The following is an 11,307-nucleotide window of genomic DNA, read 5'->3' as shown; positions in this document are numbered from 1 at the left end:
ATCAAATACAAATTCGCTTTATCGGAACAATGGCGGCCTAACCTCTGTTGTCGGAACCTTTGTTCCCGCACCTGCATTTGTTGAGATCGTCTCCAACAAAGGGCCCTCCCATGAGCGACAGCGCCGTGGCCTCCACGAAATCCGCGCCGACGCTGCTGCAACGATTGGGCCCCGGCCTCATCACCGGAGCTGCCGACGACGATCCGTCCGGCATCGCCACCTATTCGCAAGCCGGCGCGCAATTCGGCTACGGCCTGCTGTGGACCGTGTTCCTCACCACGCCGTTCATGATCGCGATCCAGCTCGTCAGCGCGCGGATCGGCCGCGTCACCGGCAAGGGTCTCGCCGCCAACGTCATGCAGCTCGCGCCACGCTGGGTGGTCCTGGCGCTTGTCGCCATGCTGGTTGCCGCAAACACGTTCAACATCGCCGCCGACATCGCCGCGATGGCCGAGGCCCTCTCGCTCGTCATCGGCGGGCTGAACCACGAGCACGCGCTGATCTTCGCGGCCGGCTCGACCCTGCTCCAGGTGTTCCTGCCCTATCGCCGCTATTCGCCGGTTCTGAAATTCCTCACCCTGGCGCTGTTCGCCTATGTCGCGACCGCCTTCACCGTCAATATTCCGTGGAGCACGGCTCTGCTCGCCGCGGTGTGGCCGAAGCCGAACGTCAGCGCCGACTATTTCATGATGGTGGTCGCTGTGCTCGGCACCACCATCAGCCCCTACCTCTTCTTCTGGCAGGCCTCGCAGGAGGTCGAGGAGATGAACCAGGGCAGGCGCGACAAGCCGCTCCGCGAGCTCAAGCGCGGCGGCACTCACGAGCTCGATCGCATCAAGACCGACACCATTGCCGGCATGCTGCTGTCCAACGGCATCGCGTTCTTCATCATCCTGACCACCGCCTCCGTGCTGCATGCGCACGGCATCACCAAGATCAATTCGGCGACGGAGGCGGCCGAGGCGCTGCGGCCGCTCGCGGGCGACTTCACCTTCGCGCTGTTCGCGCTCGGCATCATCGGCACGGGCCTGCTCGCAATCCCGGTGCTGGCGGGCTCGGCCGCTTATGGCGTCGCCGAGATATTCGGCTGGCGCGCCACGCTGGAGGCCAAGCCGGACGAAGCGGTCGGGTTCTACACCATCATCGCGGCGGCCACCCTGATCGGCTTCGGCCTCGGCTTCACCGGAATAGACTCCATCAACATGCTGGTCTGGAGCGCGGTGCTCAACGGCATCGTCGCCGTCCCCATCATGACGATGATGATGCTGATCGTCTCGAGCCGCGACATCATGGGCCGCTTCAGGGGCCGCTCATGGTTGATCGCGCTGGGCTGGCTCGGCACCGCGCTGATGGCGCTGGCCGTGCTCGCCTTGCTCGGCTCGTCGGTGATCGGCTGACGAGGCCTCCGAAAGCGCCGCCGGACGCGCCCCCCGGCCGCATCGCTGCGCCCTTCACGCCGGTCCGCGCTTGGCCTAACAATGCGCTCTGAGCCCGGCCTCGAGATCGGGCCACAAGGAAGGCCCGGCCGGGCGACAGGGAGCGACATGACCACATCATCAAAAGCAACAAGCATCGAAATTCTTGCCTGCGACGCCGGCTGGAGAAACTATCATTTCGTCAAGCTGACGACCGAGGACGGCATCGTCGGCTGGAGCGAATTCGACGAGGGATTCGGCTCGCCCGGTGTCGGAGCTGCCATCCAGCGCCTCTCTGCCCGTGTCCTCGGGCAGAACGTCTTCCGGCACGAGCGCATCTTTGCCGAATTGTTCGCAGCGACGCGTCCCGCGGCCGGCGGCGTGGTGGCGCAAGCCCTCGGTGCGATCGAGAATGCGCTCCTCGATGCCAAGGCGAAGTCTCTCGGCGTCCCCTGCTACGAGCTGCTCGGCGGCAGGATCCGCGACCGCATCAGGGTCTACTGGTCGCATTGCGCCACCTGGCGCATCAACCACCCGTCCTGGTACAAGCCGCCCATCGAAAGCCTCGACGGCGTCAAGGCCATGGGGCGCGAGGTGCGCGAGAAGAAGTTCACCGCGCTCAAGACCAACATCTTTTCCTATGACGACGGCAAGCCGACCGGCTGGCGCCCGGGCTTCGGTTCACCCTTCGCGCCCGAGATCAATGTCGACCGCAAGATCCTGCGCGACCTGCACATGCATCTGGAGGCGATCCGCGACGGCGCCGGCCCCGACGTCGACATTCTCCTCGACTGCAACTTCAACGCCAAGACCGAAGGCTACCTGCAGATCCTGCGCACCATTTCCGACCTCGACATGTTCTGGGTCGAGATCGACAGCTTCAATCCGGAAGCACTCGGCTACATCCGCAGGCAGAGCCCGCACCCGATCTCCTCCTGCGAGACGCTGCTCGGCCTTCGGGAATTCCTGCCCTATTTCCACGAGCAGGCCATGGACGTCGCGATCATCGACACGCCCTGGAACGGGGTCTGGCAATCGATGAAGATCGCGGCCGCTGCCGAGGCGTTCGAGGTCAACGTCGCCCCGCATAATTTCTACGGCCATCTCTGCTCGATGATGAACGCGCATTTTTGCGCCGCGGTGCCAAACTTGCGCATCATGGAGATCGACATCGATCGTCTGTCCTGGGACCGCGAGTTGTTCACGCACGAGCCGGATATCCAGGAGGGGCACCTGATCGTCCCCGACCGTCCCGGCTGGGGCACCGAACCGAACGAGGAGGCCTTGCGTGCGCACCCGCCGAAGACGAGCGGCGGGCTCCTCAATTACGGTCGCAAGAGCTGACGAGGGCCTGGACTCTTGAAGGCGCCGACGTCGGTTTTTGGGACTTGGCGGAGATTCTCCGCTCAACCAGAGTATCGCCGTAACCCGAAGCCGACGAAGGTTTGGGAAGGAACAGACGACCGAACCCCGTCAAGCTGGGCAAAGACCCCGACCGGAGCGCAAGGACGTCCGCGGTCGGGTCTCTCAGCCAGTGTTTCTGACCGCCTCAGCCAGAATGGCGTAAAGCTGCTGCCTGCTGAATTCCTTGGGCTGTTGCCTCTCCGCTGTATTCAACGCCACCTTCCGTGTGACTGAACGGGCGCAGGATGCCGACGCCGGCCTCAGCTTCGGGGCCGGCCTTATCTTGGGCCGTGCCGTCGGCGACTTATGGCCGCGCTTCAGGTTCAGACGGGTCAGCATGCCGCAGACGGCGTTACGACTGCACCCCAGCCGACGCGCAATCTGCGCCGCGCTCTGTCCTGCGAACCAGAGCCTTTTCAGAAGCGCGATGTCTTTCGCATCCCAGCCCATGGAAGATATTATAGCGCCGACTGCCAGTCGCGCGCCAGTCTAGTCTTCGTCCGGCTCGCGCACGACCGCCGGTTCGTCAGCATCACCTTCCTCATCGTCGTCGTCGTCATCATCGTCGTCTTCGTCTTCATCGGGATCCCGGGGCGGCATCACGATGCCGATAAGCAGGAGTGGTGTCCAGCCGCCGGCTGTGGTGAAAGATGCTTCGCAGGTGTGTTGCTTCATGTAGATGCTGCTCCTCGAAATGCACGCGCGGTCGAAAAGTCCTGACGGGCGGCTCGCGAATGGGCTCGATCGTAGCAAGCGCGAGGGTGACATCGGATCGATTACACGAGCAACACGGCACCCGCGCAACCGATGACGCTTGGGGCTACTTCAAACCGAAGACCCATGAGGCCCTATATCCACCAGGACCTCGCCAGTGGTGATTTCGGGAACCCCAAGATCGAGGTCATGTAGACTCGCCTGAACGAACGCAAGTATCTTGGTATTCGCTGCGTTGGCGCTTTCGCGGTCATCAAATATCATCACGGCGATACCGACACCGTCGCCAGCATCCAGCACATGGTAGGATCTGAACCCCTGCGATTGTCTCAGGATCTCACCGACTCCGCTCTTGGCGCGACGCGCGGCGTCCGCGACCGAACGAACCTTGGTGTACTTGCGAATGACCATGTACATGGGGCCACCACGCGCCGGACGCCCACTCACATCAAAGCATATAGGTCCCACTCGGACTAGAACCAACTTTTGATATAGGCCACGGCGTCCGGTTGGGCGCCGCGCAACGCGCCTTTTCCAGCGAGCATCCTCGCCCCGCAAATGGGGGCGAGGTGCCGAGACTTCAGGTGCCCTCGAACTTGAACGATACGCTGAGCTTGGCGCGATAGGCCTCGACCTTGCCCTTGTCATCCAGTTGCATATCGAGCTTTACGACCTCCGCAACTCGAAGATCCCGCAGAGATTTTGCGGCTTGTTCGACCGCATTGGCCGCCGCCCTCTCCCATGAGTCGGAGCTGGTACCGACCAGTTCGATGACCTTGTAGACGCTATCCGGCATATCGTCCTCCTGTTGAGTAGGAGCAGGAAATCTAGCACCAGTATCTCGACGCTGATACGTCTCGCGGATGCCGCAGAAAAAGGTCCGATTGGCTGTCACTTCTTCCCCAGAGAAGAACTTGGGCGGCCCTCTGTCGGGGCGTACGTTCGCATTGCGGCCCCCGACGGACGTGCACATGGAATCTCCACCCGCCGGTTGGCTTCAGAATATCTTGCGGCCCAATGTCGTCATTGGCGCAGAGGTTCTGACTCATGAAGCGATGGCGCTACGTCGGTATCAGCACCCTGGCTATCGCCGTGGTTCTGGCATGTGCCGGGGCCCTGGTGGTCGGACAATCGCACGTGCCGCCAGACGCCATAGCGTCATCGGTAACACGAACGTCGGCGCTGATGGAGCGGGCGTGGCGCCTGCCCGTGGCAGCCACTTTCCAAAGACACATTGACTGGCAGTCAAACGGTTCTCGCTGCGGACCTGCGGCTGTTGCGAATGCCTACCGATCGCTTGGCGAGGCGGCAAGAACGGAGGGCAAGGTGCTAGCCGGTACGTGGAACTGCTGGACAGGCGTATGCATCATGGGTCTTACGCTCGACGAGCTGGCCAAAGTCGCCCAGACCAACACGAGCCGGAAAGTCACAGTCTTACGCGATCTCAGCGAGAGCCAGTTTCTGGAGCATCTCCGTCGCTCCAACGATCCGGGCCGACGCTACATCGTCAATTTCGATCGCGCTCAGATTTTTGGTTCTGGTAGCGGACATCATTCCCCAATTGGAGGCTATTTCGAAGCCGAGGACCTCGTTTTCGTGCTCGACGTCAACGTCAACTTCCAGCCATGGCTGGTCGAACGGAAACGGCTGTTCGACGCTGTCAATACGTTCGATGGCAGTCAGAAGAGGGGGCTGCTGTTCATAGAATGAGATTCCGCTGCATGTCGTCCATCGGACCTTCTACGAAGTGCTTGCCGCACGAAGGGCTCAAGGACTCGAGCTACGGCGTCACGGGATTGACCGTCGGGGACGTCTTCGGCCCCGGCCGTGCCGGCTCGACCGGTGACTTCGGTTCGGTCGGAAGCACGGCGGCACCCGCGGCGCGCGCCGCTTCTCCCGTAGTCGCGTACATCGCAACATGAGCCGGCTGGGTCTTGGCGCGGCTCCACGGTCCGTGATCGACGACCAGCATCGCCGCAATCGTCAACCCCGCGATGATCAGCGCGATCACACCGGGGTGACGAAGCGCCGTCGAGAGCGAATTCGCGAAACGATCAGTCATCAGAAGGGTCCGCAATTGTCCTGTCGCAGGTTAATTCAATTACGGCCTCCCAGTTCCCGCCTGGTTCCACGGAGTCGCCCTCAGATGCTCGCAAGGATTAAATCAAAGTCCTTGCGGCACTCCTTGGAGGCAGTTGACGTCTGATCTTCTTTGCTCTCGGGAACGCCCTACTCACCTGGCGCAATGGCGTTGCTCGGCGTCGGCCGGTCTGTGATCTGCTGACCGAACAGGCTGCCGATCAGTTCGACCGCCGTGCGCGCGGTACGGCCGCGCTCGTCGAGGAACGGATTGAGCTCGACGATGTCGACCGATCCTACCACGCCGGAATCGTGCAACAGCTCCATGATCAGGTGTGCCTCGCGATAGGTGGCGCCGCCCGGCACCGTGGTGCCGACGCCCGGCGCCACGCTGGGATCCAGGAAATCGACGTCGAAGCTGACATGCAGCACGCCATTACCCGCCTTGACCCGCTCGATGACGCGCCGGATCAAGACGGCGACGCCGAACTCGTCGATCTGGCGCATGTCGACGATCCTGATCCGTCGCGCCCGCATCAACTCCTTCTCGAGCTTGTCGATCGAACGCGCGCCGAACAAGTCCAGCCTGTCAGGCGTGATCGAGGCGCGCGGATCGTCGCCGAGCAGGCCGTCGAGGCCGGGCTCCCCGCACAGGAACGCGGCCGACATGCCATGCATGTTGGCGGTGATCGTGGTCTCCGGGGTGTTGTAGTCGGCGTGGGCATCGAGCCAGAGAACGAACAGCTCGCGTCCGCGCTCCTGCCAGTGACGCGCCATTGCATTGACCGAGCCCATGGAGAGCGTGTGGTCGCCGCCGAGGAAGATCGGCAGCGCGCCGGTGGTCGCGATCTCATAACCCTTGCGGCTCAGAACGCGCGTCCAGCGCTGGATTTCGCGGTAGTGATTGGCTTTTTGGGGCGGCCTGTCGGTGAGATCCCGAACTTCGGCGATGGTCAGGTCGCCGTAGTCCACGACCTCGAGATCCAGGCTTTCGAGCAGTGTCGCAAGGCCTGCGGTGCGCAGCGCCGCAGGACCCATCAAGGTGCCTCGCTGCGAAGCTCCCATGTCGATGGGAGCGCCGAGCAATGCGATGCGCCGGGTATCCCTCGCGGTCCGATCGGTCACGGCTGTCTCCTGACATCAGCAAGGTTGACCCAGCCTAACAGAGATTCGCATCCGTCGTTTCCCGGGGAAGGTGCGCTCCGATCGATATCCTCCGGAACAAAATCCCGCACGCTGAATTGCCATCCGAGGCCGGCACCCGCCGTAATCACGGCGCCTGTCGCGGATAGCCAAAGGTCGTCAGACCCGCTGTTCAGAACGAGCGCTCGCGCGGATAGCCAAAGGTGTCGGCTTCCATCAATCAGGCCTGGAGGACGCGCCCTTGAGCACGGAGATACCGCAATCCACGTCCCAACCCGGCATGGCCGAGCGTGCCATCGATACGGCGGCGGACGTCTCCCGCACGATCGGTGAAGTCGCCGGCGGCCTGCACGCAGCCGTCGACCGCGTGACGTCGGCCGTCGAGGACTCGCGAAAGCCTGGCGGTGTTCTCGCGACGGTCGCAGCCGTCGCCCGCGAAGCGCCGCTTGCCAGCCTGTTCGTTGCTTTCCTCTTTGGCATGGCGGTGGCGCGCCGGCGGTAGAAGCGAAGCTCCCTCCGCTCAGGCAGCGCTGGCAGCCTCGCGCCCAGCCGCGAGGAATTTCTGCTCGAATGCATCGGCCGGCATCGGGCGTCCGAAGAAATAGCCCTGCCCTTCCTCGCATCCCATGCTGACCAGGAAGTCGGCAGTTGCCCTGTTCTCGATGCCTTCGGCCACGACGGTCAGACCGAGCTGCTTGCTGAGACCGATCGTCGAGCCGACGATTGCAGCATCGTCGGAGTTCGCGAGCAGACCAAATACGAACGACCGGTCGATCTTGAGCCCGTCGAGCGGAAACTTCTTGAGATAACTCAGGCTCGCATAGCCGGTCCCGAAATCATCGAACAGGATCCGGACGCCGAGCTGCTGAATTCGCTTGAACATGGCGAGCACGCGGCGTTCGTCATGGAGCAGGATGTCTTCGGTGACTTCGATTTCGAGCAGCGACGGCGTCAGCCCCGTCGATTCGAGCAGCGCCGCGACCGAATGCGCGAGATCGCCGGATTGGAGCTGCGAGGGTGAGAGGTTGATCGCGACGCGCACGCTGTTGCCGGACAATTCCCAGGCTCGCGCCTGACGGCAGGCGGTTTCCATCACCCAGTTCGCGATCCGCTCCGACAGGGCCGAAGTGTTGACCACCGGCATGAACTCTCCGGGCGAGACGTGGCCGCGCACCGGATGTCGCCAGCGGATGAGCGCTTCGGCCCCGACCAGACCGCCGTCGATCAGACGAACCTGCGGCTGGTAGAACAGCTCGAACTCGCCGCGCTCCACGGCAAGTGCCAGCTCGCTCTCCAGCGTCAGCCGGTTCTCGAGCTCCTGCCTGATCGCACTTTCGAAGATCACATGGCTGCCGCGCCGCGTCGCCTTCGCGCGGCTCAGCGCCAGATGGCCGTTGCTCAGGAGATCGTCTGCCGTCCGCCCGCCTTCCGGATACACGGCAACGCCAACGCTGATTCCGACGCGGTGCTGCCGCGTGCCCGCTGCGAGAGGCGCCTCAAACGCCTCGGCGATCCGCTCGGCAAAGGCCGCGATCGGCTCCGCGGCTTTCCCGCAATCGATCGCGACGGCAAATTCGTCGCCGCTGAGCCGGGCGACGATCGCCTTAGCATCGACTTCGCGCCGGAGACGCTCGGCGACCGCGCGCAGCACGAGGTCGCCGGCCGAAGGTCCGAGCATGTCGTTGATCTCTTGAAAGCCGTCGAGCCCGAGCACGAGCAGTGCGACGCCGGAAGACCCCCGCTCCGCCGCGCTGATCAGATCGGCGAGACCCACATGCAGCATGTTCCGGTTGGCCAGACCCGTCAGCGCGTCGTGTTCGGCCAAATAGCGAATGCGTTCGGCTTCGCGTTTGCGGACGGAAATGTCGCGCAGGATCGCTCCGTATTGAAAGCCGTCCGTTCCCTGCCAGCCCGAGAAGCTCGCTTCGACCGGGAAGGTTTCCCCGTTCTTGCGCCGGCCCTCGAACTCGACCACGACCGCCCCGCCCGGAACCAGAAGCGCCTGGCGCGCGGCATCGTTCATCGACGGTCTCGCGCCCCCGTTCGCGGGCAAGGCGCACAACGTTTCGAACGGCCGGCCGATGATCTCGACCGGCATGTAGCCGAAGATCGCACTCGCGCCGGGATTCCAGACCGTGATCCGGTGCTCCTCGTCGGTGCAGACGAGCCCGTCGCCGAGTGACATCGCCATGCGATGAAAACGGCTCTCGGCGATGCGTCCGAGCAGACGGCGGAAATCGATTTCGTCCAGAGCAATTGCCGTCAGATACGCGATGATCGCGATGTGGAACAGCGATGTGTCGATGACGAGGGGCCATCTCGCCTGCACGAGGGCTGCGACCAGTTCGACGGACGCACCGGCCGCGACGAGGATCGCGACGCGAATTCCCGGTGCGAAGCGGCGCCAAGAATAGATCATCAGCAGGCAGATCGCACCCAGGCCCAGGACCATGCCGATATCGGACGTCCAGCGCAGCATGCGGTTCTGAAGGATCGATTCGGCAGCCAGCACCTGGAGAACCGGCCCCGAGATGATCTTGCCGTTGGGGACGCTGAACCGGTCACCGAGCTCGAGTGCCGTGGCACCGATGACGATCTTCTTGTCTTTCAGCCTGGCGAGCGTGGCGGTATCGCCGCGCAGCACATCAACATAGGAGACGGTGGGAATGGAGGCCGCACGAATGCTGAAATCCAGCAGAAAGGGCGGCCGCCGATTGACGTCCTGTCCCGCCAGCACGACGGCCATCGACGGCATCACGGCATCGCCGAGCTTCTCGCCGAACGGATAGCGGCGAACGAGCCCGTCGGATTCGACCGCGACATTGACGACCGCCGGCCACGATTGGTTGCTGAACTGCTTCAAAGGACGATTGACGTGAGCCGCGCCGCCGTTCGGCGTCGGCTGCTTGAAGGAGGGCAGGATCGTCGAGCCGCCGGCATCCCGCAGCGCCCGGACGAAGGCCTCGTCGGAGGCCGGGTCGGACGGCGTGCTGAAATCGACGTCGAAGGCTACCTCATGCGCTCCGGCCGCATCGAGCCGGTGCAGCAGCTCCGCATGCAACCGGCGCGGCCAGGGCCAGACCCCGATCTGATCGATCGACGGCGCGTCGATAGCCACGACGACAACATTGCCGCTGGCGTCGCGCGGTTGCCATGCGAACCGCAGGTCGGTGAGCGCGTTGCGCAGCGAACCATGCCATCCCGTGGACAGCACGATCGCGAGCGCGATCGCAACCAGAATATGCGGCCGATATCGTTTCACCCGATCCTCCCGCGCCCCCCTTCATCGGGTGCGCCCCTCGTCCCCTTCGGGAACTGGTTCAGTGTCGGTTGCGGCCATGGCCGTGGCCGTTGCTGCCGTCGCCGCCGCCATTGCCATTGCCGTTACCGTTGTTGCCCCAGCCGTTGCCAGTGACACCGTTGTTGCCGTTACCGGAGTTGCCGTTGCCGCCCGCGTTTCCGTTGTTGGCTGCCGCTGCAGCGATGGCAGCGCCCGGGTTGGACGAGCTGCTGTCGCCCGTGGCGGCACCGCTCGTCGTCGCCGCGGTCTGGACGGCGCTGTTGGACGCTGTCGTACCCGGCTTGCTGTTGCTCCAGACTGTCTCGGCCCCGGTGCTGGCATTCGCGTTGCGCACCTGGCCTGGAGCAGCGGCGCCGTGGGCGATTCCGCGGGTCACCTTGTGGATGTTCAGCTTGACCTCGCCGAGCGAGCTCGAGATGCGCACGATTCCGGCCTTCGAGGCATGGGCGCCAGCCGCCTGATGCGATGGCTTCGGTGCGCCGGCAGCCTTCGTGCCCTTGTCGATCGGGCCGAGTGCGTGGATTGCATGGCCGCTCGCCGCATTGCGCGGCGCCGACAGGCCTGATTTCGGCACGGGAATCCGCTCGATCGTGGAGGCGCGCGGCTTGCCGTGCTCGATGGGATTGAACGTGCCGGCACCGCTGAGGCTGAGACCGGGCTTGCCATGTTCGAACACGGTGGCCGCTTGTCCGGGCATGACTTGGGCGATCTGGCCCGTCTTGAAGTCGGAGACTTCGACCTGCCCGCGGAGCACGCCGACCTTCGTGCTGCCGGCACCCACCGTGACGCTGAACTGCGTTCCCTTGACCACGGCGGCGAGATAGGGCGTCTCGACTTCGAAATGCCTGACGTTGCGCTTCTCGACCTCGAGCAGCAGCGAGCCTGCCTGCTGGATGATGGTGGTCGAGAGACCGTCCTTCCTCTCGGCAGGCAAGCCCACCACCGAATTGGGAGAGATCAGGATCGTTTCCTCGCCGCGGACGAGCAGCACGCGGCCGTTGCGTCCGGTGCGAATGGTGTCGCCGGGCTTCAGGGTGCCGTCCTGGCTCAACGACACCTGCTGCGCGCCGTTGGTTGCGAGCCAGACCTCGCCAGAGGACTTGCTGACGGACCAGACACCGTCATCGGCGGCGAATGCTCCGGAGGCCGTTCCCAGGATCAGCGCTGCCAACAAGGTGCGCCGCATTCCAACTTTGCCGAACATGACGATCCCTCGGTCCGCGTTAGGACAGACCTCAGGCGTATCCGAAA

12 protein-coding genes are annotated in these 11,307 nt (G+C 63.9%); 4 read left to right on the top strand and 8 right to left on the bottom strand.

The features are described 5' to 3' along the window. Nucleotides 1-110 precede the first annotated feature (110 nt). The gene (locus ACYCVF_RS03990) at nucleotides 111-1,397 is read left to right on the top strand and encodes an NRAMP family divalent metal transporter (RefSeq protein WP_459597232.1); all 1,287 of its coding nucleotides are present in this window, start codon (nucleotides 111-113) and stop codon (nucleotides 1,395-1,397) included. 147 nt (nucleotides 1,398-1,544) lie between these two features. Further along, nucleotides 1,545-2,759: a mandelate racemase/muconate lactonizing enzyme family protein gene (locus tag ACYCVF_RS03985; RefSeq protein ID WP_459597231.1), complete on the top strand. Its 1,215-nt coding sequence runs from the start codon at nucleotides 1,545-1,547 to the stop codon at nucleotides 2,757-2,759. Between the two features lie 183 nt (nucleotides 2,760-2,942). Here the strand turns inward: ACYCVF_RS03985 and ACYCVF_RS03980 are convergent, their stop codons facing one another. From ACYCVF_RS03980 to ACYCVF_RS03965, 4 genes are all read right to left on the bottom strand, one after another. Then, a complete protein-coding gene (locus tag ACYCVF_RS03980; protein ID WP_459597230.1) occupies nucleotides 2,943-3,269 on the bottom strand; it encodes a GcrA family cell cycle regulator in 327 nt (108 codons plus the stop codon). A 39-nt stretch (nucleotides 3,270-3,308) separates the two neighbouring features. After that, complete coding sequence (locus tag ACYCVF_RS03975; RefSeq protein ID WP_459597229.1) at nucleotides 3,309-3,494, bottom strand: hypothetical protein; 186 nt, start codon at nucleotides 3,492-3,494, stop codon at nucleotides 3,309-3,311. 150 nt (nucleotides 3,495-3,644) lie between these two features. Continuing rightward, on the bottom strand, nucleotides 3,645-3,950 hold the full coding sequence (locus ACYCVF_RS03970) for a hypothetical protein (RefSeq protein WP_459597228.1): 306 nt from the start codon (nucleotides 3,948-3,950) through the stop codon (nucleotides 3,645-3,647). 163 nt (nucleotides 3,951-4,113) lie between these two features. Next, nucleotides 4,114-4,506, bottom strand: a complete 393-nt coding sequence (locus ACYCVF_RS03965; protein ID WP_459612925.1) for a dodecin family protein — start codon at nucleotides 4,504-4,506, stop codon at nucleotides 4,114-4,116. 74 nt (nucleotides 4,507-4,580) lie between these two features. On the opposite strand from ACYCVF_RS03965, the gene ACYCVF_RS03960 reads away from it, so the two are divergent. Next, entirely contained in the window at nucleotides 4,581-5,243 is a 663-nt protein-coding gene (locus tag ACYCVF_RS03960) for a phytochelatin synthase family protein (RefSeq protein WP_459597226.1), read from the top strand. Between the two features lie 70 nt (nucleotides 5,244-5,313). Here ACYCVF_RS03960 and ACYCVF_RS03955 read toward each other — a convergent pair whose 3' ends face one another. Together ACYCVF_RS03955 and rocF are read right to left on the bottom strand one after the other, a co-directional pair. Next, nucleotides 5,314-5,595 carry a hypothetical protein gene (locus ACYCVF_RS03955; protein ID WP_459597225.1) on the bottom strand — a complete coding sequence of 94 codons (282 nt, stop codon included), beginning with the start codon at nucleotides 5,593-5,595 and terminating at the stop codon, nucleotides 5,314-5,316. Nucleotides 5,596-5,762: 167 nt separating this feature from the next. Beyond that, a complete protein-coding gene (gene rocF, locus ACYCVF_RS03950) occupies nucleotides 5,763-6,737 on the bottom strand; it encodes an arginase (protein WP_459597224.1) in 975 nt (324 codons plus the stop codon). A 259-nt stretch (nucleotides 6,738-6,996) separates the two neighbouring features. Here rocF and ACYCVF_RS03945 point away from each other — a divergent pair, with 259 nt between their 5' ends. After that, complete coding sequence (locus ACYCVF_RS03945) at nucleotides 6,997-7,257, top strand: hypothetical protein (RefSeq protein WP_459597223.1); 261 nt, start codon at nucleotides 6,997-6,999, stop codon at nucleotides 7,255-7,257. 18 nt (nucleotides 7,258-7,275) lie between these two features. Here ACYCVF_RS03945 and ACYCVF_RS03940 read toward each other — a convergent pair whose 3' ends face one another. After that, a complete protein-coding gene (locus ACYCVF_RS03940; protein ID WP_459597222.1) occupies nucleotides 7,276-10,017 on the bottom strand; it encodes an EAL domain-containing protein in 2,742 nt (913 codons plus the stop codon). 58 nt (nucleotides 10,018-10,075) lie between these two features. After that, nucleotides 10,076-11,260, bottom strand: coding sequence for a FecR family protein (locus tag ACYCVF_RS03935; RefSeq protein WP_459597221.1), 1,185 nt, complete (start codon nucleotides 11,258-11,260; stop codon nucleotides 10,076-10,078). Nucleotides 11,261-11,307: the final 47 nt, after the last annotated feature.

Source organism: Bradyrhizobium cedriense (genome assembly GCF_054602315.1).
Note: the sequence above shows the minus strand (reverse complement) of the source record. Positions and strands in the feature narration are given on the sequence as shown.